Origin of the sequence: Desulfosporosinus youngiae DSM 17734, from assembly GCF_000244895.1 — a bacterium.
Classification (GTDB): domain Bacteria; phylum Bacillota; class Desulfitobacteriia; order Desulfitobacteriales; family Desulfitobacteriaceae; genus Desulfosporosinus; species Desulfosporosinus youngiae.
The window spans coordinates 2976958-3001364 of record NZ_CM001441.1 but is presented as its reverse complement, the minus strand read 5'-3'; the positions used below and the strand labels follow the sequence as shown (position 1 = coordinate 3001364).

The 24407-nt window shown below is 42.7% G+C and carries 27 protein-coding genes; 23 read left to right on the top strand and 4 right to left on the bottom strand.

All coding sequences use genetic code 11. The features are described 5' to 3' along the window. Positions 1-35: 35 nt before the first annotated feature. On the top strand, positions 36-581 hold the full coding sequence (gene lepB / locus DESYODRAFT_RS13900) for a signal peptidase I (RefSeq protein WP_007784081.1): 546 nt from the start codon (positions 36-38) through the stop codon (positions 579-581). Positions 582-670: 89 nt separating this feature from the next. Continuing rightward, positions 671-1774 carry a D-alanine--D-alanine ligase family protein gene (locus tag DESYODRAFT_RS13895; RefSeq protein ID WP_007784080.1) on the top strand — a complete coding sequence of 368 codons (1104 nt, stop codon included), beginning with the start codon at positions 671-673 and terminating at the stop codon, positions 1772-1774. Positions 1775-1913: 139 nt separating this feature from the next. Here DESYODRAFT_RS13895 and lexA read toward each other — a convergent pair whose 3' ends face one another. Next, positions 1914-2528, bottom strand: a complete 615-nt coding sequence (lexA, locus tag DESYODRAFT_RS13890) for a transcriptional repressor LexA (RefSeq protein ID WP_007784079.1) — start codon at positions 2526-2528, stop codon at positions 1914-1916. Positions 2529-2635: 107 nt separating this feature from the next. On the opposite strand from lexA, the gene DESYODRAFT_RS13885 reads away from it, so the two are divergent. The 18 genes from DESYODRAFT_RS13885 (at position 2636) to DESYODRAFT_RS13805 (ending at position 19081) form a co-directional block, all read left to right on the top strand. Then, positions 2636-3433 (top strand): M23 family metallopeptidase, encoded by a 798-nt coding sequence (locus DESYODRAFT_RS13885; RefSeq protein ID WP_007784078.1) that lies wholly within the window; start codon positions 2636-2638, stop codon positions 3431-3433. 51 nt (positions 3434-3484) lie between these two features. Beyond that, entirely contained in the window at positions 3485-4486 is a 1002-nt protein-coding gene (locus DESYODRAFT_RS13880) for a D-alanyl-D-alanine carboxypeptidase family protein (RefSeq protein ID WP_007784077.1), read from the top strand. 45 nt (positions 4487-4531) lie between these two features. Then, entirely contained in the window at positions 4532-4786 is a 255-nt protein-coding gene (locus tag DESYODRAFT_RS13875; protein WP_007784076.1) for a hypothetical protein, read from the top strand. A 386-nt stretch (positions 4787-5172) separates the two neighbouring features. Further along, positions 5173-5841, top strand: a complete 669-nt coding sequence (locus DESYODRAFT_RS13870) for a PspA/IM30 family protein (RefSeq protein ID WP_007784075.1) — start codon at positions 5173-5175, stop codon at positions 5839-5841. Positions 5842-5887: 46 nt separating this feature from the next. Beyond that, positions 5888-6415, top strand: a complete 528-nt coding sequence (locus DESYODRAFT_RS13865; RefSeq protein WP_007784074.1) for an NfeD family membrane protein — start codon at positions 5888-5890, stop codon at positions 6413-6415. 15 nt (positions 6416-6430) lie between these two features. After that, positions 6431-7948: a flotillin lipid rafts scaffold protein FloT gene (gene floT / locus DESYODRAFT_RS13860; protein ID WP_007784073.1), complete on the top strand. Its 1518-nt coding sequence runs from the start codon at positions 6431-6433 to the stop codon at positions 7946-7948. A 303-nt stretch (positions 7949-8251) separates the two neighbouring features. Next, positions 8252-8461: a hypothetical protein gene (locus DESYODRAFT_RS13855; RefSeq protein ID WP_007784071.1), complete on the top strand. Its 210-nt coding sequence runs from the start codon at positions 8252-8254 to the stop codon at positions 8459-8461. Positions 8462-8531: 70 nt separating this feature from the next. Further along, positions 8532-9362, top strand: a complete 831-nt coding sequence (locus DESYODRAFT_RS13850; protein ID WP_242833465.1) for an SDR family NAD(P)-dependent oxidoreductase — start codon at positions 8532-8534, stop codon at positions 9360-9362. 91 nt (positions 9363-9453) lie between these two features. Next, the gene (locus DESYODRAFT_RS13845) at positions 9454-10896 is read left to right on the top strand and encodes an AMP-binding protein (RefSeq protein WP_242833464.1); all 1443 of its coding nucleotides are present in this window, start codon (positions 9454-9456) and stop codon (positions 10894-10896) included. Positions 10897-11010: 114 nt separating this feature from the next. Further along, positions 11011-12297 carry a 3-isopropylmalate dehydratase large subunit gene (locus DESYODRAFT_RS13840; RefSeq protein WP_007784068.1) on the top strand — a complete coding sequence of 429 codons (1287 nt, stop codon included), beginning with the start codon at positions 11011-11013 and terminating at the stop codon, positions 12295-12297. Between the two features lie 15 nt (positions 12298-12312). Further along, on the top strand, positions 12313-12459 hold the full coding sequence (locus DESYODRAFT_RS30075; protein ID WP_242833463.1) for a hypothetical protein: 147 nt from the start codon (positions 12313-12315) through the stop codon (positions 12457-12459). 34 nt (positions 12460-12493) lie between these two features. Beyond that, complete coding sequence (locus DESYODRAFT_RS13835) at positions 12494-12838, top strand: 3-isopropylmalate dehydratase small subunit (protein WP_242833462.1); 345 nt, start codon at positions 12494-12496, stop codon at positions 12836-12838. A 214-nt stretch (positions 12839-13052) separates the two neighbouring features. Then, a complete protein-coding gene (locus DESYODRAFT_RS13830) occupies positions 13053-13391 on the top strand; it encodes a GIY-YIG nuclease family protein (protein ID WP_427854293.1) in 339 nt (112 codons plus the stop codon). Continuing rightward, complete coding sequence (locus tag DESYODRAFT_RS13825; RefSeq protein WP_007784065.1) at positions 13388-13852, top strand: DUF6530 family protein; 465 nt, start codon at positions 13388-13390, stop codon at positions 13850-13852. Before DESYODRAFT_RS13830 ends, DESYODRAFT_RS13825 begins: the two co-directional genes overlap by 4 nt. A 2-nt stretch (positions 13853-13854) precedes the next feature. Continuing rightward, entirely contained in the window at positions 13855-15900 is a 2046-nt protein-coding gene (locus DESYODRAFT_RS13820) for an AAA family ATPase (protein WP_007784064.1), read from the top strand. A gap of 36 nt (positions 15901-15936) precedes the next feature. Next, the gene (locus DESYODRAFT_RS13815) at positions 15937-16533 is read left to right on the top strand and encodes a helix-turn-helix domain-containing protein (protein ID WP_007784063.1); all 597 of its coding nucleotides are present in this window, start codon (positions 15937-15939) and stop codon (positions 16531-16533) included. Positions 16534-16839: 306 nt separating this feature from the next. Continuing rightward, a complete protein-coding gene (locus DESYODRAFT_RS13810) occupies positions 16840-17274 on the top strand; it encodes a small multi-drug export protein (RefSeq protein WP_007784062.1) in 435 nt (144 codons plus the stop codon). 328 nt (positions 17275-17602) lie between these two features. Beyond that, entirely contained in the window at positions 17603-19081 is a 1479-nt protein-coding gene (locus DESYODRAFT_RS13805) for an Lsa family ABC-F type ribosomal protection protein (protein WP_007784061.1), read from the top strand. Positions 19082-19180: 99 nt separating this feature from the next. Here the strand turns inward: DESYODRAFT_RS13805 and DESYODRAFT_RS13800 are convergent, their stop codons facing one another. The 3 genes from DESYODRAFT_RS13800 to DESYODRAFT_RS13790 form a co-directional block, all read right to left on the bottom strand. Next, positions 19181-19822, bottom strand: coding sequence for a DUF3786 domain-containing protein (locus DESYODRAFT_RS13800; RefSeq protein WP_007784059.1), 642 nt, complete (start codon positions 19820-19822; stop codon positions 19181-19183). A 100-nt stretch (positions 19823-19922) separates the two neighbouring features. Beyond that, entirely contained in the window at positions 19923-20240 is a 318-nt protein-coding gene (locus tag DESYODRAFT_RS13795; protein ID WP_007784058.1) for an AzlD domain-containing protein, read from the bottom strand. Beyond that, entirely contained in the window at positions 20230-20955 is a 726-nt protein-coding gene (locus DESYODRAFT_RS13790; RefSeq protein WP_007784056.1) for an AzlC family ABC transporter permease, read from the bottom strand. Before DESYODRAFT_RS13790 ends, DESYODRAFT_RS13795 begins: the two co-directional genes overlap by 11 nt. A gap of 116 nt (positions 20956-21071) precedes the next feature. Here DESYODRAFT_RS13790 and pdxR point away from each other — a divergent pair, with 116 nt between their 5' ends. From pdxR to DESYODRAFT_RS13775, 3 genes are all read left to right on the top strand, one after another. Beyond that, complete coding sequence (pdxR, locus tag DESYODRAFT_RS13785; RefSeq protein WP_007784055.1) at positions 21072-22583, top strand: MocR-like pyridoxine biosynthesis transcription factor PdxR; 1512 nt, start codon at positions 21072-21074, stop codon at positions 22581-22583. Positions 22584-22816: 233 nt separating this feature from the next. After that, complete coding sequence (locus DESYODRAFT_RS13780; protein WP_207636386.1) at positions 22817-23602, top strand: VanW family protein; 786 nt, start codon at positions 22817-22819, stop codon at positions 23600-23602. Positions 23603-23639: 37 nt separating this feature from the next. Continuing rightward, positions 23640-24194: a CDP-alcohol phosphatidyltransferase family protein gene (locus DESYODRAFT_RS13775; protein WP_007784051.1), complete on the top strand. Its 555-nt coding sequence runs from the start codon at positions 23640-23642 to the stop codon at positions 24192-24194. The last annotated feature ends 213 nt before the right edge of the window (positions 24195-24407 follow it).

The window sequence follows — 24407 nt, the reverse complement described above, 5'->3', positions numbered from 1 at the left end:
TTATGTTACTATAATGGATAGAAAGAGGTGCATTTATGGAAAGTTCGGAGAAACCAAAAAGTTCAGTTCGTTTTTTAATAGAACTCATAGAAATCGTCCTTATAGCCTTTGCGCTTTCCTGGGTTTTGCGCACCTATGTTATTGAAGCACGTAAAATTCCGACAGGTTCGATGCTTCCGACGATTCAGCTTGAAGACCGGGTCATTGTGGACAAGTTTTTCTTCAAACGGTTTGATCATATTAGTCCCGGAGATATTATTGTTTTTCATCCGCCGCCCAGTGCTCATGCGACAGATGACTATATTAAACGTGTCGTGGGCTTAGCCGGGGATACAGTTGAAATAAAAAATAATAAAACCTATGTAAACGGCCAGCCTCTGTATGAACCTTATCTGTTTGAAACAACCATGAACGATTTCAGCATGACGGTTGTTCCCAACGATTATGTATTTGTCATGGGTGATAATCGCAACAACAGTGCCGATTCCAGAGAATGGGGATTCCTGCCCGTGGAAAATATTACAGGAAGAACTCTTTTCCGTTATTGGCCGATTGATCAAATCGGAGCTCTTGCCCGTTAGGCGGGAGCTTTTTGCTTTTTTAAGCATATACTTTATCAATGACGCACATACAAATTACTATCATTACTTAATTGAGAGGGTGGGGCAGTGTGGATGATCATAAACTAAAAGTGGTTCTTCTCTTTGGCGGTCGCTCAGGTGAACATGAGGTTTCCTTGAATTCAGCACACTCGATTTACAAAGCAATAGACCGAAACCGTTACAATGTAGAAACCATCGGAATCAGTAAACAGGGACAGTGGTTTTGGGGGGTTTTACCGGAGGAGCTTATTAAGAATGGGTTCCCTAAGCCTGATGAGGCTATTCAGGTAACTCTGGTTATCGACCCTACAAACCCGCATTTTATCTCCCTGGACGGACATTCTCTTCCCAACCAGGGAACCTTTGATATTATTTTTCCCGTTCTTCATGGTCCTTATGGAGAAGACGGCACTCTCCAGGGATTATTAGAGATGGCCAATGCTCCTTATGTTGGATCAGGAGTATTAGGTTCCTCACTTGGTATGGATAAAGATCGGATGAAAGCGGTCTTTTTGGAGAAACATCTGCCTTTGGCTCGTTATGTTACTCTCCTGCGCTCAGAAGTCCTTGGCAGTATGGAGACATGTCTTAATCGGATTGAAGAAACGATCGGTTATCCCTGCTTTGTGAAGCCTGCTAACCTGGGGTCTAGTGTGGGTATATCCAAAGCTCACCATCGTGAAGAGCTGTTAGACGCCCTGAAGACGGCGTCCGTCTTTGATCGTAAACTTGTCATAGAAGAAACCATCATCGGCCGCGAAATCGAACTTTCCGTGCTGGGAAATGACACACCTATGGCATCTGTCCCCGGAGAAATCTTACCGGCAGAAGAGTTCTATACCTATGAAGCAAAGTATTCGGATATCGGCTCAAGTCTTTTGATTCCAGCGGTTTTGGATGAATCGGTTGTAAAAAAACTACAGGTTATGGCTGTTGAAGCCTTTCAGGCTGTGGAAGCTAATGGCTTGAGCCGGGTTGACTTTTTTGTAACCGCAGAAAATGAGATTATCCTTAATGAGATTAATACCTTACCTGGTTTTACGGAAATCTCAATGTATCCTAAGATGTGGGAAGCCACAGGGATTCCCTATAAGGAATTGATTGACCGTTTAATATCGCTGGGTTTGGAACGTTTTCAGGACAAACAGAATTGCAAGATTTCACTCGGTTAAGTTCAGGCTAAAAGCCGGTGTGCCTTTTTAAAAAAGGCACACCGGCTTTTTAGCGCAATTCTTTTTTCTCGAACAGATTAATTATAATCTTAACTTGTTCTTCCAGTGCATATCTTTGTTAATAAGCAGACCTAAGGTATTAGAGTGTGCGGAAAACACCGACAACCTTGCCTAAGATTGAAACATCTTGAGAGTAAATTGGTTCCATAGCCGAATTCTCCGGCTGAAGCCGAATAAGTGTTCTTTCTTTAAAAAAACGTTTGACGGTAGCTTCATCACCAATTAAGGCGACAACAATTTCACCGTTTCGAGCCTCGTTCTGCTGACGGACTATGATATAATCTCCATCTAAAATTCCGGCTTCAATCATACTCTCTCCTTGCACACGAAGCATGAACATGTTGTCCTGGCGGACAAAATCAGCCGAAAGGGGAAAGGAACCCTCGATGTTCTCGATTGCCGTAATAGGCTGGCCGGCAGTAACATGCCCTACGATAGGGACCTGAACAACTTTCTGAATTTCGGGTGTTTCACTGGAACTATCTAAGATCTCGATAGCTCTTGGCTTCGTGGGATCCCGTCGGATATATCCTTTGTCTTCCAGCGTCTGGAGGTGGCCATGCACAGTAGAGCTGGACAGCAACCCGACAGCTTCGCCAATTTCCCGAACGGCAGGAGGATATCCCTTTTTTCGTATTTGAGCTTTTATAAATTCCAAAATCTTTGTTTGCCGCTGTGATAAATCCGGGTACATAGAACAACCCCCCATCTTTTCAGGAATATTGTACCACCCATTGCCTCAAAGTGCAAACAAATGTTCGTGAAAAGTGGTTATTTCTTTAAGTGAGAGAGGAGAAAACCATGAAAATTCCTATGAAACGTCTTTTAAGCTTCGTTCAGCTTAGCCTGCTCATATTATTGGGGGTAATTTTATGGCAGGTTCTTCACCGCCCGCCAAACATAGCTCCAGATGTCTATCCCTATCTTAATTCAATAACTCCAACCCTGGTCAAACAATGTATAGAGGAAAAAGGCACTTCTTCAATCCCTTATGAGGATCTGTTGGCAATTCGTTCCACACTCTCAGATAATGAGGCTCAAGCCCTTGTCAAACAGCTGAAAGACAATGTTGCTTTCTCAAAGCTGGAGTGGGGTTTATTGCCGAAGGGTACGGTTAAAGTCTTGCTGCGCCGTCATGATATTCTAAAAAAGTTTACCTATTTTCAACCAAACATCTATCACTTCCCAGTCTCAGGGAAATTTTGGTATGACGATAGTTTTGGGGCAGATCGGGAAGGCGGGGCCCGAAGACATGAAGGAACGGATATTTTCGGCAAAGAAGGTACCCCTATCATTAATATCTGCGGAGGTATTATCGAACAACTGGGCTGGAACCGATTAGGGGGTGAACGTGTCGGGGTTCGTGGAGACGATGGAAATTATTATTATTATGCTCACCTGCAATACATCGCGCCGGAACTTGTTAAAGGTAAACGAATTGAAGCGGGAGAATTTATAGGAGGAATGGGACATACCGGTGATGCTCTGACAACTCCTGATCATCTTCATCTTGGTATTGAACTGCCCAACGGGCAATGGATTAATCCCTATCCGTTTTTAACGGTTTGGCAAATGTGGGGGGAAACTTGCCTGGATTGATGAAATTGGGTTATAATGTCGTTGTTTACTTGTCGCAAAAGAGGGATTATCGTGAAAAAACCAAACCAAGATTTTTCAAGGGCGAAATCTAAAACTATGAGAATAACAATGTTAATGATGACGGTTATTCTATTGCTGGCAGGATTTCGCTATTTGAGCACAGCAGACACCAGCTTTCTTTTAAAATCAGCCATTGCTGAAACAAAACCCGAATCATCAAAATCAGACTCTTCCCAGGTAAATCTTTCAACACTTTCAACCCAAGATCTAAGCTATGTAATGATCAGCCCTCAAACCAATGAAATCCTGCAATCTCATAATGCTGATATTCAGCGCGCCCCTGCCAGTACCTTAAAACTCATCACGGGACTTATAGCCTCAGAGACCTTGAAGAAGACGGATATCATCCAAGTTGGTTCGGAGGTAAATGTCGAAGGGTCTCGCCTCGGACTGAGACCAGGGGATAAAATATCAGTCCATGAGTTATTTACCGCCCTATATGTCAACAGTTCCAATGATGCCGCAGCCGCTTTGGCAGTAAAAATCAGTGGTTCAATTCCGGCGTTTGCTCAGAAAATGAACGAATATGCCGCTGCTCTGGGGTGCCAAACTACAAATTTTACAACTCCCCATGGAATGCCCGACCTTGATCAATACACTACGGCCAATGATCTGAGTAAGATTGCTGTTCAATTTCTCAAGAATGAGGAACTGATGGAGTATGTGAAATTAGCCAGCGCTCATGTCCAATGGAAGGATGCCCAAGGGATGCTGCGTGAAGCTGATCTGTATAATACTAATCGTCTTCTCACTGCTTATCCGGGAGACCGGGGCTTAAAAACGGGGACGACAACCGAAGCAGGACAGTGTCTTGTTTCTTATGTCTCACGGCCTGACGGGGATCTATTGTTAGTCTTATTGGGAAGCAAGCAGCGCTACGGAGACACTATTAAATTGCTGGATAACGCTTGGGCTGAGCAGCGTTCGGAAGCAGCTCTGAAAGGTTTGGTCAAAGACCCCAGGTCCCTTATTTTAAGTCCGGGAATTTTTTAGCCTGCCTGAATTTACTCAGGAATTATCTGATGGAGGATTTTAAGATTGAATAACTTTGGAGAGCCCTGTGTTTTAGAGGAGCGTGTCTGTACTGAATGCGGTGAATGTGATGTTTGTGATTTAGATCCGGCTAAACAATGTGATAGCTGCTGCCAGTGTATTAAAACCCCCGAGGGAGACTATGCTGAAATTGAGATTGAGGATGTATTAATCAATACTCAGGACAAAACAACCGATCATCGGTTTAGAGGACCTGGGAGTCGTTATAAGGTTAAATCAAAGAGCCATTCGATAGATTGACTCGTAAAGCCAAAAATTTGGGTATATGATGTGCATGAATGGGTAAGATCGTTATAAAACGGTCTTATTTTTCTATTCAGGATTTTTATTTTCGATTCTTGGCAGGAAATGTAGGTTTAACGTGGAAACTATTTAACAAGGAAGGAATTATCTTGTATTTAAGGAGTAAATAGTTTAATTACAGAGTTTACCTCCGCCTAAAAGGTCTAGTTCGAGGATGCGGTGAGTATTTTGAAAGGCATAGTTCTTTATGCCGGCAGATCCATGTGGTTAAACGCACCCTATTTTCGATCATAAACCATGGTTCTTCAAATAATGGTTTCTGAACAGTAGGCAACTAATACTTACTGTTATAGCTTAATTTAGTAAAGGAGGAGAGTCTGTTTATGGGTTTATTTAAGAGGTTCAGCGACAATATCAGGGCTAATCTTAACTCACTGTTAGATAAGGCAGAGGACCCGGAGAAGATGCTTGATCAATACCTGCGGGATATGGAAGAGGATATCTCCGATGCTGAGGGCTCTGTAGCAAGACAGCTGGCTGTGACTTGGAAATTCAAGGCCCAATTGGATGACGCCCTGGCTATGGTTGAGAAACGTGAGGCTCAAGCTGTTGAAGCCTTGAAAAAGGAACGTGAAGACTTAGCCCGTAAAGCTTTAGAAGACAAGAACGTAAATAAGGCCAAGGCTGAGAACTATCGTCTTCAGTACGAGAACGGCCAGGCGATGGCCGAACAGCTTAAATCAGAGTTGAAAGAAATGAAGATTGAATACGACAAATTACGTCTGAAACGGGATACTCTGATAGCAAGAGTACAGTCTGCCAAAGCACAAAAAGAAATCTACGGAGCTGTGAGCGGATTTGGCAAGGACAGTACCCGGCAGAATTTTGACAGAATGGAAGATAAAGTACTGCGTATGGAAGCCGAGGCTCAGGTGGCCGGGGGCTTGAAGAGCAGAAGCCTTGATCAGGAACTGGAATCATTGAATCATGAAAATGACATAGAAAAGGAATTAGCTGCCCTAAAGGAGGGCCTTATGTTTAGCAAAGAGTAACGCTGGCTGGCCGGCAGAATAGATAGTTCGGAGGAGGGAGCTGGTCGTGCTTGAGTTTTACTGGACATGTTTAATTGGCGGAGTGCTTTTTGCTGTGGTTACCGTCGTATTCGGGGATATCTTAGGAGATATATTCGGCGGATTCTTCGACTCCCTCTCCATGGATCATCTTGACTTTCTGCAGCCAATGATTCTGGTTGGAGGAATCACCGTCTTTGGAGGCTCCGGGATAATGCTTAATCAATATACATTTCTGGAACCTATCCCGGTAGCCATGATTTCGGTAATGATTTCCGCAGCAGTTTCAATATTGGTTTATTTTTCGTATGTGAAACCTATGAAAAACAGTGAGAATTCCTCCGGTTTTTCAATTAAAGATCTAGTCGGCAAAATCGGTGAGGTTACGGTTCCAATTCCGGTTGGAGGTTATGGAGAGGTGCTCCTTAAAGTTGGAGCCAGCAACACAAATCAGATTGCCGCGACTCTTGAGCAGGCAGAGATTCCGGCTGGGGTAAAGGTCGTGGTTGGGGAAACAAGAGACGGCGTACTCTATGTTTTCCGTTATGAATTATAAGGAGGGGAACTATTAATGGGTAATTTAGTAATGGATGTCATGGTGATTCCTATGACAGTGCTGGGAGTCATCATTGTTCTTGGCTTGGCTTTTTGGGCCAGGTATAAGACGGTAGGACCGGATAAGGCCATGATTGTCACCGGATCCTACCTGGGCGGCAAGAATGTTCATACTGACGAATCAGGCCGTAAGATTAAAATCATTCGCGGCGGAGGTGCCTTCATCCTGCCGATTTTTCAGCAAGCGGAATTTGTATCGTTACTATCACACAAACTTGATGTGACCACGCCGGAAGTATATACGGAACAAGGTGTTCCGGTAATGGCGGACGGGGTGGCAATCATCAAAATCGGCGGTTCCGTCGAAGATGTGGCAACAGCGGCTGAGCAATTTCTGAGCAAACCTACCGATGCCCTGCGGTTGGAAGCTCAGGAAGTTCTTGAGGGACACCTGCGGGCAATCCTGGGGATGATGACCGTTGAGGAAGTCTACCGCAACAGGGATAAATTCGCTCAGGAGGTTCAGGGAGTTGCGGCCAAGGACTTGAAGAAAATGGGCTTGCAAATCGTATCCTTTACGATCAAAGATATCCGCGACAAAAACGGCTATCTTGAAGCTCTCGGTAAACCGAGGATCGCAGCTGTAAAGAGGGATGCTGAAGTTGCCGAAGCGGAAGCTGTTCGTGATGCCCGGATTCAAAAAGCTAAAGCTGCTGAAGAGGGTCAGAAAGCTGAGCTGCTCAGAGATACAAGCATCGCCGAGGCAACCAAGGAAAAGGAACTTAAAGTGGCCTCCTATAAAAAGGATCAGGATACCGCTAAGGCTGAGGCTGACCAAGCCTACCATATTCAAGAGGCGCGTTCGCAGCAGCAGGTTACTGAAGAGCAAATGAAAGTTTCTCTCGTCAGGAAAGAAAAAGAAATAGAAATTGAAGGAAAAGAAATATTGCGCCGCGAGAAACAGTATGACGCTGAAGTTAAGAAAAAAGCGGACGCTGACAGGTATGCCGTTGAACAGGCTGCCGAAGCTGATAAAGCTAAACGAATGCGGGAAGCTGATGCCCTCAAATATAGGATTGAGGCTGAAGCCAAGGCCAACGCCGAACAAAAACGTCTTGAAGGTCTGGCTATCGCGGAGGCTGAAAAGGCCAAAGGGACTGCCGAGGCTGAGGTTGTAAGGCTTAAAGGTTTAGCTGAAGCGGAGGCCAAGGAGAAACTGGCCGAGGCTTTCGAAAAATTCGGGCAGGCGGCTGTACTGGACATCATTGTCAAAATGCTGCCTGAACTTGCCGGAAAGATTGCCGACCCCTTGAAATCCATAGATAAGCTAACGGTTGTAGACACCGGCAACGGGGAAGGAGCTGCCAGGGTGAGCAATTATGTTACCTCGCTCATGGCAACTGCTCCGGAAATGCTGAAAAGTGTGTCCGGCATCGACCTGGAAAAACTGGTGAAACAGTTGACCAGGGAGCCTGAACCTGTTTATCACGTGGACGAACAGGCCGCTGACAAAAACCAAGAATCAATTTCTTAAATAGCTTGAGAACTCTGGGCTTAAAAAGGGACGATGGTAATTAGGCTAAGATGAACAGGATTGGAAATAAAATAATTACACAAAAAGTGTACACGGAAGATAATTATATCTTCCGTGTACTTTTAAAGCTAAGCTTAGTCAAGCATACAGTTCATTATCCATTAAGAAAATATGAAGAAACGAGAGAGGGATTATAATAGGATATTGCAGAGCAAGGAGCTTTAGCGGGCGGAGTATGCAAAGGTCCTCTTTGCTTTGTTATAGGGGGTTGGAATAGATAGGTTGAAGGGAGACATTAGTAATGTGAATGGACTATTAAGTTCGATTTTAGGGTATTTAAGGTTTTTCCTTATACTTTTAGGACTAACCTATTTCTTAGATGAATTATGGAACTGGTTTGAAGGGGATTCACTCTTGCGAAATGCAATTGCTATGACGATTGCCATAATGCTGTTTGATTTAGGCAGGCTGTTGTTTAAAAAGTTGAATTTGAAGAAAGATGCATCGGTTTGAATAGTTTAATAATATGACTATTAGAACAAAAAAGGAGTTGTTATGTATAAGTTTAGTTTGGCAAAATTTTTTGTTTCCGCCAGTTTATTTGAACGAAAAGAAACTTAGGTCTGAGCTTCAAGGAAAGACAATTCTTATCACCGGAGCGAGCTTTGGGATTGGAGAAAAATTAGCTTATCAGCTGGCAGATCTGAATATTCATTTGATTTTAGTAGCCAGAACAGAGGAAAAGCTTTTAACAATGAAAAAAGAGATTGAAGGGAAAGCAGCCAAAGTAAGTGTTTTCCAGGCAGACCTTAGAAATTCAGAAGAGATTCAGGAACTTTTAACCTTTATTCATAAACTGCCTGGTGGTATAGATTTTCTAGTAAGCAACGCGGGTATATCAATCAGGCGATCTCTTAACAATTCATTAGATCGCTATCACGATGTTACTCGAACGATGGCCATCAATTATTTGGCACCGGTTCAATTGCTATTGTCAGTCATTCCCCTTCTGGAGAAAAATCAAGGACATGTTATCAACATATCAACCATAAATGTTTTGTTAATACCCTTCCCTTATTGGGCTGCTTATCAGGCATCAAAAACTGCTTTTGATACATGGTTTCGATCTGCAGCGCCAGAGTTGAATGCCATGGGTATATCAACCACAACGATCTATCTTCCTCTTGTAAAAACACGCATGATTCTTCCGACACCGGCTTATCAGAAACTTCCGGCCATGAGTCCGGATCATGTGGGAAGAATCATTTGCAAAGCAATGTATACAAAAAGCCGGAAGTACCGGCCATGGTGGTTAATCTTCGGACAGTTTGCATCAATTATATTCAGAGGAATCTGGGAATTATCAACTCCGGCTATTTTAAGAAAGAGGAGAAACGATAAAAATAATGGTTAAAATCCTCTATGCTTTATTCAAAATGAGATTACTTTCGCCTTTAGGAGTGTACAGCCTGATTTTCGCAATTCTAAAGTATGGAGTGAACCTAATGTCTCTGCTGCGTTTTGCGGAAAAGGCATATGCTAATAAAACTGTGTTAGTGGATGAGAATGAAACATTAAGTTTTGCCCAATTATTATCACAGTCAGAAAAGCTTTCAAGGATTTTAAAAAAGAACTACCAACTTCAAAGCGGTCAAAAGGTAGGACTGTTATGTAAAAACCATGCTTCTTTAGTTAAATCAATTTTTGCAGTTTCTCAGTTAGGAGCAGATATCTATCTGCTCAATGCGGAAATGAGCAGAAGTCAGTTTAATAGCTTAGTCGATCACTATCAGTTTGACTTTCTGATCTATGATTTTGAATTGACTTCTTTAATTGAACAGTCATCTTACAGTAAAGGAATGATTCTGAGTTACCATTATCATTTGCCGGCAATCAATACTTTGCTTGATACAAGAGTGAATGAAAATCAAAAAATACCAAGGTCTTCATCGAGCAAAATTGTAATACTGACAGGTGGTACGACAGGAAATCCCAAAACAGCCGCCCATAAACCATCACTGCTCAATTATTTAAATCCATTTTTAACCGTACTGACCAGACTCAATCTTATAAATCATAGTACTATTTATATTGCTACTCCGATTTATCATGGTTATGGGGCAGCTATGTTATTATTATTTACGGCATTAGGTAAAAAAGTGGTGATCAGTAATGGATTTGAAGCAGAAAAGGCGTGTTGTCTAATTTGGGAGCACAATGTTCAAGTGGCAATCGTCGTACCATTAATGATTCATAAAATGTTAAAATACAATGCGGAAGATTTAAAGTCCCTTACCTGTATTGTTTCTGGGGGTGCTGAACTCAATCCCAAGCTGACAAGTGATATTTTTAATGCATTAGGAGAAGTATTGTATAATTTATACGGCACCTCTGAAGCTGGTTTGAGTACTATAGCAACGCCGCAGGATTTAATTTATTCGGCAAAAACGGTAGGCAAACGAATAGCCGGTGTTCATTTAAAACTATTAGACTCTAATAAAAATGAAGTAAGCATTGGCCGCGTAGGTCAATTGTGCATTAAAAATAGATGGTCAATGAGAAATAGCAGTAGTTCCTGGATCGAAACAGGGGATTTGGGTTACCGGGATCATAAAGGTTATTATTATTTATGCGGACGAATGGATGATATGGTTGTTTCGGCCGGTGAAAATGTTTATACGCTTGAAATAGAGCAAGTGTTAATAAATCACCCTCAAGTAGAAGATGCAGCCGTTATCGGAATTAATGATGAAGTTTTTGGGCAACGGTTAATGGCCTATGTACTTCCAATCAATAACACTGATATTACCAAAGAAGAACTAGTAGAATGGCTGCGCTCCAGGGTAGCAAGATTCCAGTTGCCAAAAGACATAATCTTCGTTGATTATATGCCTTATACACCTTTAGGTAAGCTTGATAAGAAACAACTCAAAATGAAGTATACTTAGAGTGAAAAATTTTCTTTTATCTTACAAGAATTTGTTATACAATAGAACGATAGAGAGCTTGAAATAATCAGTACAGATTTTGAAATTCAATAATCAACTATAAGGGAGAATACAATGGGAAAAACAATAGCTGAGAAACTATTTGATGCTCACAGGGTAAATATGCCGTTTCCTGATACGCATGTTTTAAAATTGGATAGGGTTTTCTGTCATGAAATTACCACCCCGATTGCCATCACGGATCTTATGGCAAGGGGAATGGACAGAGTCTTTGATCCTACGAAAATCAAAGCTGTCATAGACCATGTAACACCTGCCAAAGATTCCAAAACTGCCGAACAGGGAAAAATACTGCGGGATTGGGCTAAAAGACATGGTATCAAGGACTTTTTTGACGTTGGAAGAAATGGCGTTTGTCATGCGATTTTCCCGGAAAAAGGATTCGTAAGACCGGGTTATACAGTGATCATGGGGGATTCCCATACATGTACCCATGGAGCGTTTGGAGCGTTTGCTGCAGGGGTTGGAACCACTGACCTTGAAGTAGGGATACTTAAGGGTGTATGTGCCTTCCATTTCCCGAAAACCATTAAAATGGTGCTTAATGGTGCCTTAAAACCGGGCGTTTATGCCAAAGACCTGATCCTTTTCATTATTAAAGAACTGACTGTAAATGGTGCCACAAACATGGTCATAGAGTTTACCGGACCGGTGGTCGATGCCATGTCAATGGAATCCCGTATGACCTTATGCAATATGGCCATTGAAGCTGGAGGTACTTGTGGTATATGCTACCCGGATATGACAACCGTGGAATACCTGTGGGAATTCATTAAAGACGAATTTAACACAAAAGAAGACGCTTTGAAAGAATACTCAAAATGGGTTTCGGATGCGGATGCTTCCTATGAAAAAGTCTATGAATATGATGTTACGAATTTAGAACCAATGGTTACGTTCGGGTTCAAACCTGACCAGGTTAAAACCGTCCATGAAATGGCGGGTACAGAAATTGATCAGGTTTATATTGGAAGCTGTACCAATGGCCGCATAGAAGATCTGAGAATTGCTGCAAGCATCCTTAAGGACAAAAAAATCAGTGATGACCTGCGTGCTATTGTCAGCCCTGCAACCCCGGATATTTATTCCATGGCCTTAAAAGAAGGCCTCATTGAGATTTTCCAGAATGCTGGTTTTTGCGTTACCAACCCAACCTGCGGAGCTTGTCTCGGCATGAGTAACGGGGTTCTTGCTGATGGTGAAACCTGTGCTTCTACGACAAACCGCAATTTTAATGGCAGAATGGGAAAGGGCGGTACCGTTCATCTGATGAGTCCGGCTACTGCAGCAGCTTCAGCGATTGAAGGGAAAATAGCTAATTCAGAATTGTATAAAGTGTAAGTATCGGAGGCAAAAATGAAAGAATTTAGCGGAAACGTCTTATTCTTAGATAGAAGTGATATTAATACCGATGAAATCATTCCGGCCAAGTATCTTACTGAAATCACCAAAGAAGCTTTGAAACCTTATTTATTGGAGGATTTGTCTCTGACCGGATTTTAACAATAAAGACGATATAAAGGGTAAAGCTGTGCTTGTGACAAGAGCTAATTTTGGTTGTGGTTCTTCCAGAGAGCATGCTCCCTGGGCGTTAGAAGTCAATGGAATCAACGTAGTGATAGCTGAAAGCTTCGCGAGAATATTCAGACAGAATATGTACAATTGCGGTATGTTCGCCATAGAATTGCCAACAGAAAAGATCGACTATCTTTTTGAGAACTACGCGGGGAAAGATACTTCGCTAACTATTGACATTGAAAACGATAAGATTATCGTCGTTTCTACAGACCAATCAGAAGAGATTGATTTCAACGTCGGCGAGTTTGACAAGACGCTTGTTAAAGAAGGCGGCTGGGTAGGTTACGCGGATAAAAACTATTGATTCATAAGCGTAGCGTTTATAGGAACATTTTATGAACAAAGCTTATGTATGAGGCGGACGGCGAAAGTCGTTCGCCTCATGCGCTTTCTATGCAATGTTTTCCTCATAGAGCCGTTTTATCCCACCTGTTTTCTTAGAGAGTAGAGTCTACGGAGCATAGATTGTTTTCTCTATGTACAGCATCTACAATAAAACCGAGGTGAGCAATATGGATATGAAAAGAAAAAAACAAATGCTTGAAGAATATATAAACAGAAAACCAAATATGGGTGTGGTTTCTTTCAGGTGTATTGCAACAGGAGAAGCTTTTCTTGGTATTTCTAAAGATACCAAGGCTGATTTCAACAGCACTCGTTGTAAACTGGCAGCCAACTGGCATCCAAACAAACGGCTGCAAGAACTTTGGAACCAATATGGAGAAAGTGGTTTTGAACTATCTGTACTTAAGGATTTGAAATACGAAGATCCCAAAGCTGATTACACAGATGAGCTTAATGCATTGCGTGAGCAGTGCCTGGTACAGGATAAACAAGCAAGGAGGATTTGGAGATGAATGAAAAAATAGTAATGACCGCAGTAGGATATGACCGTATTGATGGCAGAAACGCCTATCAGTCTGACATCAAACGGCTGACGCTGGGCACACCAGCTTTGGAAATCAACAAGAATATGCAAATTACAGCGCAAATCTGGAAAGAAACGGCGAACGGCGAATTAGAAATCAGCGCTGAACTGCCCATACATCAGGTAGTTGATCTGATGATTTTTCTAAGCCGCACTCTGCTGTATTTTCGTGAAGCCTATCGGTTTCCGCTGTTATACGACCCCGAGAAACCGACTGTAGAACGGATTGGAGTTCAGGGCGGCGTTCTACCGGTCGCTGTCTGTACCGAAAATCCGAATATCAACGAAGACATTCAGACGTTTTCCCAGGCTTTAAATGATTTGGGCGAACTGACCGGGGAACGGCTGCGTGTGCTGTCCCGAATATTTGAAGAAATGGAGTATTGTTAAAAATGAAAAATCAATGGCTTCTGTCGCCTGCCAGACAGTTGACGGAAGAAGAAAAATCCCTTGTCTGGCAAAAGCCTGTCACCCACATCGAGAGTGACGCTGAGCGCCGCATTTGTGCAGAGGTTTATCGGAATTGGACACGCGGCGAAATGAAAATTACAAATATCCTTCTAGAGGGAGATGCCGGTTCCGGCAAGACACAGCTTGCAAAAGCTCTCTCCGCTGACTTTGGACTGCCCTATACTAAGGTGACCTGTTTTGCGGATATGGACAAATCCGACGTGTTAGGTTCTATCCTGCCGGTGCTGCCAGAGGATGAAAATAATACTGAAAGCGTAATATACAAATATTATCCGTCAGAAATTGTGCGAGCTTATGAAAACGGCTGGTTGTTGGAAATTCAGGAGCCTACAGTAATTCGTGACGCAGCGGTGCTAATGTCACTTAACTCGGCGTTGGAGCCGGACGGCAGCATTAATCTGCCTACCCGGATTGTCCATCGTCATCCTGATTTTATTGCTGTTATTACCACAAATCGGGGTTACAATGGCTGCCGCCCGCTGAACGAGGCCCTGCGCGACCGTGTGCAGCACAGCGAAAAGATGGATTTGCCCTCTGTCGAAGTTATGACAAAACGAGCAGCAAGCAAAACTGGCTGTACTGATGAAGGATTGTTGCTGACTTTTGCCCGTGTTATTGTTTTATTGGATCAAACCGCAAAGGCAAACGCCATAAAGGGTGTGGCAGGTATGCGCTCCTATTTTTTCTGGGTGGACGCTGCCCTTCAGGGTTCAGAGACAGTGGACGCGCTATATCACAAGGTTATTTATAAAATCACTACCGACCCCGATGAAATCGTTATTCTGGAACAAGCCTTATCAAAGCATGGGATGTTGTCAGAACTGGAGGAGATATGGGAACGGCGAATCAAAACCAACGGTGAGGTTTATGAGGTTATGGAAATCCATACAGAAGAAGCTATGGAGACAGAGTCCTCTGATACTGTACCGAATGACATCCCGGCGGTTGCCCTGCAAAAATCAGCTGATAGCGAAGGTCAGTCCAATCATGATGCGGAAAATGCCGCTGATACGCAAAGCTCTCATAACGGCGAGGGCGGAGACCCCATATATCATGAGTTGCAACAAACAACCAGTGAGAAATTGGAGCAGCAAAGGCGGGAATTTCGCAAGCATCTGAACCAGCAAGCGCGGGAAATGGTAAAGGGTTCTCCCCATGAGAAAGTAAACTTAATTGTTCACAGACCAGAAGCAACGCTTGCTCATCATCGTGAATATCATCAGATTGCATACGCGTTGATGCCGGTAATCCGGGAGTTGGTGCGAAAAACTGTTCCGCTGTTAGAACACGAAGTATCTATGGAGTTTGCCAAATCCTGTGTTTATGGGACGAAGTTCCATGCAGAGAAGCTGGCTTCTCTCGATTTTCACTACTATTCCCAAAAATGTCCGCCGGATGAAGATCCTTCTCTTGCGGTTGCCTTACGAATTGATGAATCGGCTTCTATGAGTGCCTTTGGGCGGTTGGATGCCGCAAAGCAGGCGGCTGTCGCAGTTTATGAATTTTGTGAAAGCTGCAAAATACCAATGTTAATATACGGAGATACAGCAGACCGCTCATCCTTGGAGAGGATGTCGCTCTACTCCTATATCGACTACGAGAACCCAGCCCTGAACGACAAGTATTGCCTTATGGCGATACAGGGACACAGCAACAACCGAGATGGCATGGCACTGCGCATCCTGTCTGAAAAACTCATGAAAGCGCCGCAAAAGACGAAGCTGCTTATCAGCATCAGCGACGGTCAGCCAAAAGCTATGCCGGACTATACCGGCGAGGCTGCTATAGCTGATATGAAAGGGGTGCTACAGGAATATAGCCGCAAAGGCGTATTATTTTTAGCTGCTGCCATTGGGCGGGATAAAGAGACTATATGTGATATTTACGGGCAGGAACGCTTTTTGGATATCACCGATTTACGGCAGCTTCCCGCACGGCTGGTTCAAGTCATTGCTAAATACTTATAGCAATGATAAACCCTTAACATCCTGGAGGTGATTAATGTGGATTGCGCCAAGATTGGGCGTTTGATTTTTCAGCTACGAAAAGAAAAGGGTCTGACACAGCAGCAGGTTGCGGATTTGCTGAATATCAGCAACAAGACTATATCCAAATGGGAGTGCGGTTTGGGCTGCCCCGATGTTACGCTCTGGTCTGAGCTTGCGATAGTGCTGGGGGCAGATATTCAAAAAATGCTGGAGGGAAAACTTGATCCAAATCTGCCTGACGTGGGAAAGATTGATAAAACCCAATTCTATGTATGTCCTGCCTGCGGAAACATTCTAACGAGTACAGGAAACGCCTCCATTTCCTGCTGCGGACGAAAGCTGCGGCCGTTGAAGCCGTTGCCTTACACAGCAGGACATGAAATTACAGTGCAAGAAATGGACATAGACTACTATATTTCCATTCGACATGATATGATGAAAGCCCACTATATCGCGTTTGTGGCATATGTACTTTGTGACAGAGTACTTCTAACCCGCTTGTATCCGGAGCAAAGTGCAGAAGCCCGTATTCCTATGATAAAAAACGATGGCGACTTATATTTGTATTGTACAAAGCACGGTTTACAAAAATATACTGATCTTTTCAACTAATATCAATTCAAGAAAAAGCAGACATCCGCCCACATAATCGTGAATGGATGTCTGCTTCTGTTATTGCACCGTACCGGTTACCCCTCGGTTCAGTACTTGTCCCTACGATTGATAATAAAATTCCCATTGTGTCACAGCGTTGTTATGCGCTGCCTGTGGTATAGTAATAGTAGTACATCGTTTAAAGGATTATCTGACAAGAAATAATATGACTAATGAATTGAGGAAAGTGGTAGAATTACTCGATATAATATAAAGGCTCACAAAACTATTTGATAAGCTGTCTAACTGGAGGTTTTAGGCTTTATGGAACTATTTATTAAGTTTATAACTGTAACTGGTATAGGAATAATTGAGCTATGGGCTGCCATCCCCATAGGAACTGCATTAGAACTTCATCCTTTGCTAAACGGTATAGCCTCAGCTCTGGGTTCTATCATTGGAGCATTGGTCATTATTTTCTTTGGAGAACGACTGCGCAAGTGGCTGCTGAGGAAGAAGGCGAAGGGTGAAGGTAAAAAAGGACGAATTTATAGAATCTGGGAAAAGTATGGGGTGATCGGTCTGAGAATGATATCCCCACTGATAACAGGCGCACCCTTAGGTGCCGCGATAGGAATTTCATTAGGAGCATCACCCAGACGGCTTTTTATTTGGATGACTATTGGTATTGTAATTTGGACTGTTATATTGACAGCTATAAGCACTTGGGGATTTGCCGGGCTGCAGATGCTTAAATAATAATATAAATCCAATTTTGATTAGATCTGGATTCACTAAACTAAGATCGTTTGTATTTTCCGAAGTTATATAGTAAAATAAAAGCCAATAATCAATGATTGGAGTTGAAAAGATGCGTAATTTTTCTTGCTAATGATACGGAGCATAATGAAATACAGACACGGTTGCAGAAACCGCTTGTTTTGTTGTGCTTAAGCAAGAAAGTTACTATCTCTTCACTCAAATAATACATCCCTGCCATACCAATATGGGTCTGGCTTTGCTGTGTATTTTACGAGCTGCAAGAATTAACTTTCTTGCAGCTCATTTTTTTCACAGGAGGTAAATTATGTCTCTAATAAATGTCACAAACCTATCCTTTGCCTATGATGGCAGCTATGACAACATCTTTGAAAACGTGAGTTTTCAAATAGATACGGATTGGAAATTAGGATTTACAGGTCGAAATGGCAGGGGTAAGACAACCTTTCTAAATTTATTGCTCGGTAACTATGAATACAGCGGTAATATTTCTGCCAATGTCAGTTTTGAATACTTTCCTTTTCAAGTGGCAAACAAAGAGAACAATACCATTGATGTGATCAGTGAAATTTTCCCGGACTATCTCCACTGGCAATTGATGCGTGAACTTTCACTGCTGGATGTTTCTGAGGATATTTTATATCGTCCTTTTGCTTCATTGTCCTCCGGAGAACAAACGAAAGTGCTGCTTGCTGCTTTATTTCTTAAGGAAAATAGTTTTTTGCTGATTGACGAGCCGACCAATCACCTCGATATGACTGCGAGAAAGCTTGTTAGTGATTATCTCGATAGCAAGAAGGGGTTTATTCTGGTATCTCATGACAGAGCATTTCTTGATAACTGCGTTGACCATATTCTGTCTATTAATAAGACCAATATAGAAATCCAAAAAGGCAATTTTTCCGGTTGGTGGGAAAATAAAAAAAGGCAGGACAACTTTGAGCTTGCAGAAAACGAAAAGCTTAGAAGAGATATTAATCGTCTCACGGATTCTGCCAGGCGAACGAATAGCTGGTCACACGAAGTGGAAAAGACAAAGAAAGGAACGAAAAATTCCGGTTCTAAGCTGGATAAAGGTTATGTTGGCCATAAGGCCGCCAAAATGATGAAACGCTCCAAGTCAATCGAAAAGAGACAGCAAACTGCCATTGACGAGAAGTCTAAACTTCTAAAAAACCTTGAAGACGCCGACAGTCTGAAGATTTCTCAACTTGTTTACCACAAAGACAGGCTTGCAGAGCTTGAAAATCTCTCCATCTATTATGATGAAAAGATGGTAAGTACAGATATATCCTTTACTATTGATCAAGGTGACCGCATTGCGCTTATGGGTAAAAACGGCTCAGGAAAATCAAGTATTATCAAACTTATCTGTGGGGAGGCTATAAACTATACAGGAACTTTCAGGAAAGGAAGTCAGCTTAAACTATCCTATGTTTCACAGGACACATCCCATCTTCAGGGTAATTTAACCGACTATGCTGCAAGCAACCTTATTGATGAAAGTCTGTTTAAAACTATTTTGAGAAAACTGGGTTTTTCCAGAGTTCAATTTGAAAAGGATATGTCAGCGTTTAGTGGCGGGCAAAAGAAAAAAGTGCTGATTGCCAGGAGCCTTTGTGAACAAGCACATCTATATATTTGGGATGAACCGCTCAACTATATTGACGTAATTTCCCGGATACAAATCGAAGAGCTTTTGCTTGAATACCAACCGACCATTCTGTTTGTCGAGCATGATAGGATGTTTAGTGAGGCTATTGCGACAAAGATTGTAAATATTTAAGCATCGGCAGAGGATGAAAACGGGAGCCTTCTTTTTTAGGATAGAATGACACGAGAGGTCGCTATGTGGCGACCTCTCGTGTCATCTCTGTCTCCTGAATTATTCATGTGCGGTGTTCAGCCTCTTAAGCTGACCTGCGAGGTATACGCCAAGATCAATGCTGATCGCGCTGCGCAGCATGAGCTCTATGGAAGGATCATACAGAATGGTGGCGTTGGCCTTAACTTCTTCATCTCCTTGCCAAACTATCACACACAAAGGAATTTCGGGAAATGCCCTGAATACGACGGACTCATGACCAAAGGGGCCCGCCTGACCTCCCAGGGAAGGAGCAACCCTCATTAACCGTCCGGTCTGATGTCCGAACGTCTCGATCAGCACTGAGACAGCCGTTTTATGAAACGCCGAATAAAATATCATTCCGCCCGGTATTTCTTTAATGCTCACCCAGCTTGGGACGGATTCCGGTAAAGGCTGAGCATAGGCTAAGTAATTGAGGATAATAATTGTAGCCATCACATCGGGGATGTATCCGTCTGTTTTCCGGCGGATTGTCTCCTTAGCGCTGTCTACGATATACTCCTCATTAAAAAACATCACCACGAACTGACAGGTGTTGCTGCTGTAGGAAACAGCGCGTACTGCTGTTATCTCTTCAGGATCACGTTTCTTTAAATCCTGCCACAATTTATCATAAACAATACGATAACTGGATTCCATCTCTATTTCCCCGCGACCCATTTTGTTCACATCCTTTGACTGTATAACGTCAGATAAGAGTAATACATTCTAATTATTTATATCAGATTTTTATCTTAATAAACAGAGGCAGTCTCTCATCTTACAATAACTTCAGCACAAACATAACGGACATCCCAAGACCTAAGGTGACAATAATATTACGGCTCTTATAAGCCACAAAAGCAGCAACAATGCCGGCAATCAGGTAATGATTGTGTAAACTAATATCCAAATATCCCTTGGGCAAAAGCAATGAAGGTATGATTAAGGTTGTCAATACGGCAACCGGGACATATTTTAACCATCTGTTTAACCAGGTTGGCACCCCTGTAAACCGGAATAAAGCCAGAGCACCGAAGCGGGTAAAATAAGTAACTAAGGCCATCCCGATAATAATGTATAAAACTTCACTGCGCATGTTCACGATCCCCCTCTAATAATCCCCCAATTAAACTGGCCGCCAGACAGGCGATAACGATATACCATTTACCCGGTAAATACAGGGCCGCAAATACCGAAATCACTGCAGCCATACCAAATACAATCAGACTAATGCGGTCTGCCAACAACGGTACCAGCAATACCAGAAAGGTTGCCGGCATGGCGAAGTCAAGCCCCCAAGTTAAGGGATCCGATATGTAGCTGCCCAGGACGACACCGGCTACAGTGGCTAAAACCCAAACCAGATAAAGGCTTGTACTCACGGTCAATTGATAGAGCACACTGTAGCTGGCTTTGTGAGTTCGGCTGATGGTCAGGGCATAAGCTTCATCGGTCAAAAAAAATGCTGTAAATGCTTGAAGCGGAAGGGGCAATTTCATCATATAGGGCGCCAAGGATGATCCCATGATCAAATGGCGCAAGTTTACTAATAAGGTTGTAAGTACAATAATTCCTCCGCCCGTTATGCCTGCACCCAGCATAGTAATGCCAATGAACTGTGACGCACCGGCAAAAACAAAGACAGACATAAGAATCGTTTCTAATCCTGACATGTTTGCTGTAAGCCCCATTATCCCGCAGGTGATGCCAAAGGGCACTACCCCGAGTACCACCGGAGTGCAATCGCGAAGTGCCGTCCATACTTCTTCCGCTAGTTCGTGCTTGCCTGAGAGGAGATTTGACAGTTGCATTATCATTCCACCTACCTTTAATATTTCTTTAAATCTTAACCAGTAAGGGAAACATTGTAAATATCCAATTGCGAATATATAATGATAATTGGATATGAAATAAGGAGAAATGATAAATGGATATATCCAAATATCTAAATGGCTCAGAACTGGATACCTCAAGTAAGCAGCCGCTCTACCTGCAAATTGCCTTGCTTATTGCTGACAAAATCCATAAGCAAATCCTGCCTTCAGGTACGAAGCTGCCCCCTGAACGTGAATTAGCTGACATCTTTACCGTAAGCCGTACAACTGCTATCAATGCCTACCGCAATTTAGAACAGCAGGGATTGGTATGGACGAAGGTAGGCAGCGGGACTTATGTAGCCCAGGCCGGTGATTTAGAGTCTTTGTCTGAAGTACCCTGGCCCCAACTCTTTACTGCCTATCCCCAGAACCCATTAGGATCAATGTTGAGGGATCTGGTTTCCACTCCTGCGCCAGGCACCATTTCTTTAGCTGCAGGTATGGCTGATCCAGCTCTTTATCCTATGGACGTCCTTACAGAATTATTTAACAACCATCTTAGCAAGACTGCCCCTGAGGATTTTGGACATATTCCTACAGAAGGTTATAGCCCGTTGAGGAGGGCAATCGCCGCCATGCTGAACGGGAAGGGGATACCTGCTTCGTCAGAGAACATACTCACTCTCTCAGGGTCCCAGCAAGGCTTGTATTTGCTCAGCAAAGTTTTGCTGGAGCCAGGTGACTATGTTGTGATGGAAGCACCTACATTTATCGGTGCTATTCAGGTATTTCAGGCTGCCGGGGCAAGAGTTTTAAGCCTGCCTTGCTCGGGAAAATTATCCTTAGAGCTGTTGGAAGACTTTTTAATTCGGTACCGTCCAAAATTGTTGTATGTCATACCTACTTATCAAAATCCAAGCGGCAGGGTAATGCCGGCCCAAGAACGCCAAGATTTGATAAAACTTGCCAAACGCCACCGGCTTGTTATAGTGGAAGACGATCCATATAGTGATTTGTACTATGGTGAACAGCCTCCCCAGGCTCTTAAAGCTTTAGATTCCTACGGAGGAGTGATTTATCTGGGGACTTTCTCGAAAATTCTGTTGCCAGGTTTACGTATAGGTTATATTGCCGGTCCGCCTGTTTTAATCAACCGGCTTGCCTTAGAAAAACAGTATATTGACCTGCATTCAAACAACATTGCCCAATGGCTTGTGACGATGTTTTTAAATGAAGGAAAGCTTCCCGGGCATCTAACGACTGTGCGCAGAGAATATAAAAAACGCAGGGATACAATGGCTAAAGCTCTTCAGCGTTTGTGTGTAAACGAGATTGATTTTACCGTACCTGAAGGAGGGTTTTATTTTTGGTGTAAGTTAAAGCAATCAGGCACTTCCCAGCGGCTTCTGCAAGAAGCTGCCAAAAACCGGATTTCCTTTGTGCCCGGCGAAGCTTTCCAGACAGTTCCCACCCCGGATAAAGAGTTCCGCATTTGTTTTACAACCCACAATGAAACAGTTTTGCTTGAAGGCGTACAGCGTTTGGCGAAAACTTTGACACAAGTTACAAAAAAGAATAAAGGTAACGATGCGCCTGATTGTTCAGTATGGCCGATCATTTAATTAATCATTGTTTAATAAGTAGATAGAACCGCTTGCACATTACGTCCAGGCGGTTTCTCCCATTTAGAGGAGATCATCATAAGACTGTAGAATAATGTAAGCTGTTGGAATTATGAGGTTAATCATATTTATTGACTTCACTGACTTATCTGGACAAGATAGAGGAAGGGAATGTTGCCGTTTTGAACCATGATTTTCAAACTACAAGGCCTATTTCTCGCTCAAAGGTCCGAATGTTTCTTGGGAAGTCGTACTTCACATGGCGGCGTTATTTTCTCTGGATATTCAATCCATCGATCCGCTACGTGTCTAGTTTCAGATCCGAAGAACTTACTCATTTAGTGGCAACTCACAAGACACCATTATATAGACGACTACGCAATGTTGACATGTGGCTACAAACGAATAAAGTAACTAATTTAACATTGGCTTGTGAAAAGCTGAATGGGATATTATTAAAACCAGGAGAGACTTTATCATTTTGGCGTTTGGTTGGAAAGCCGACAAAAGCAAAGGGCTTTTTGGAAGGGATGGTTCTGACAAATGGTTCATTTACCGGGGGAGTTGGAGGTGGTCTATGCCAGCTCTCAAACCTCATCTATTGGATGACACTTCATACGCCTTTAACAGTTACAGAACGTTGGCGGCATACACACGATGTTTTTCCTGATGCAAATCGAACCCAGCCGTTCGGAAGTGGTGCAACGGTCGTTTATAATTATGTTGATTTACAAATAAAGAATGAGACTCCACATGAATATCAACTTAAGGTCAGGGTGGGGGAGAGTGACCTGGAAGGCGAATGGAGATGTGAACAATCCTGTCCATTTAAATATCAAATCTATGAAAGCGAGCATAAGATTAAACAAGAATGGTGGGGCGGCTACATACGCCATAACGTGATAATGCGCAGTATTATTGACCATAACAACAATAAAATTGCAGAAGAATTTGTGACAGAAAACTATGCCATTATGATGTATGAACCATTGCTGGGAGAAGGGACAAAGAATAGTTAAGCGAAGTTCGATATTTATCCGATGAGGTGATGTGCAGGTGAAATCAATAGCAAATTATATCTCAATTCTGAGACTTTTTCTTTCACTTACATTTGCTTGGGTAAAGCCATTGAGTACAGAGTTTTATGCAATCTATATGGTGTGCGGAATTAGCGATGTTCTTGATGGATATATAGCAAGAAAAACCAACACGACAAGCAAATTGGGTGAAAAGCTCGACTCTGCTGCAGATTTAACAATGGTCGTGGTATTGATCATTGTATTTTATCCAATAATCAATCCACCCGTTCAAATCGTTACTTGGATAGTTATCATTGTAATGATCAGAGCGATTTCGATGATCATTGTATTTGTAAAATATAGAACCTTTGGGATACTTCATACATATGGAAATAAACTAACCGGGTTTGTGCTGTTTGCGTTCCCGTTATCACTTGCTTTTTTCCAACCAGGCCTGCTGATGTATATAGCTTGCGCAGTTGCAAGTATTTCTGCAATAGAAGAATTAGCCATTCTTTTAATATCCAATAAATTAGAAGTAAATAGAAAGAGTATATTTTCAAAAGATCTGGCGAGTGCATCGGGAGATTAGCCCGGGAACCAATTCCCCTTCAAGCGCCTATCCAGTAAGCTATGACCTTACTCATTGAGGGACACACTTAATTATTTGCACTTATTCAATTACATTCCATGCCTGCTAAGATGAAGAAGCCATTTCCTTGTAATCTTTTTACAAGGGATGGCTTTTTTTTTATCGTCATTTTCCTGTTTTATCACGCTTCCGGATTAACGCTTTCGGCTTTAA

Coding starts and splice junctions, on each gene's coding strand:
- lepB (WP_007784081.1), top strand. CDS start 36: ATGGAAAGTTCGGAGAAACCAAAAAGTTCAGTTCGTTTTTTAATAGAA.
- lexA (WP_007784079.1), bottom strand. CDS start 2,528: ATGTACCCGGATTTATCACAGCGGCAAACAAAGATTTTGGAATTTATA.
- DESYODRAFT_RS13885 (WP_007784078.1), top strand. CDS start 2,636: ATGAAAATTCCTATGAAACGTCTTTTAAGCTTCGTTCAGCTTAGCCTG.
- DESYODRAFT_RS13870 (WP_007784075.1), top strand. CDS start 5,173: ATGGGTTTATTTAAGAGGTTCAGCGACAATATCAGGGCTAATCTTAAC.
- floT (WP_007784073.1), top strand. CDS start 6,431: ATGGGTAATTTAGTAATGGATGTCATGGTGATTCCTATGACAGTGCTG.
- DESYODRAFT_RS13845 (WP_242833464.1), top strand. CDS start 9,454: ATGTCTCTGCTGCGTTTTGCGGAAAAGGCATATGCTAATAAAACTGTG.
- DESYODRAFT_RS13840 (WP_007784068.1), top strand. CDS start 11,011: ATGGGAAAAACAATAGCTGAGAAACTATTTGATGCTCACAGGGTAAAT.
- DESYODRAFT_RS30075 (WP_242833463.1), top strand. CDS start 12,313: ATGAAAGAATTTAGCGGAAACGTCTTATTCTTAGATAGAAGTGATATT.
- DESYODRAFT_RS13830 (WP_427854293.1), top strand. CDS start 13,053: ATGAAAAGAAAAAAACAAATGCTTGAAGAATATATAAACAGAAAACCA.
- DESYODRAFT_RS13825 (WP_007784065.1), top strand. CDS start 13,388: ATGAATGAAAAAATAGTAATGACCGCAGTAGGATATGACCGTATTGAT.
- DESYODRAFT_RS13820 (WP_007784064.1), top strand. CDS start 13,855: ATGAAAAATCAATGGCTTCTGTCGCCTGCCAGACAGTTGACGGAAGAA.
- DESYODRAFT_RS13810 (WP_007784062.1), top strand. CDS start 16,840: ATGGAACTATTTATTAAGTTTATAACTGTAACTGGTATAGGAATAATT.
- DESYODRAFT_RS13805 (WP_007784061.1), top strand. CDS start 17,603: ATGTCTCTAATAAATGTCACAAACCTATCCTTTGCCTATGATGGCAGC.
- DESYODRAFT_RS13800 (WP_007784059.1), bottom strand. CDS start 19,822: ATGGGTCGCGGGGAAATAGAGATGGAATCCAGTTATCGTATTGTTTAT.
- DESYODRAFT_RS13795 (WP_007784058.1), bottom strand. CDS start 20,240: ATGCGCAGTGAAGTTTTATACATTATTATCGGGATGGCCTTAGTTACT.
- DESYODRAFT_RS13790 (WP_007784056.1), bottom strand. CDS start 20,955: ATGCAACTGTCAAATCTCCTCTCAGGCAAGCACGAACTAGCGGAAGAA.
- pdxR (WP_007784055.1), top strand. CDS start 21,072: ATGGATATATCCAAATATCTAAATGGCTCAGAACTGGATACCTCAAGT.
- DESYODRAFT_RS13780 (WP_207636386.1), top strand. CDS start 22,817: ATGTTTCTTGGGAAGTCGTACTTCACATGGCGGCGTTATTTTCTCTGG.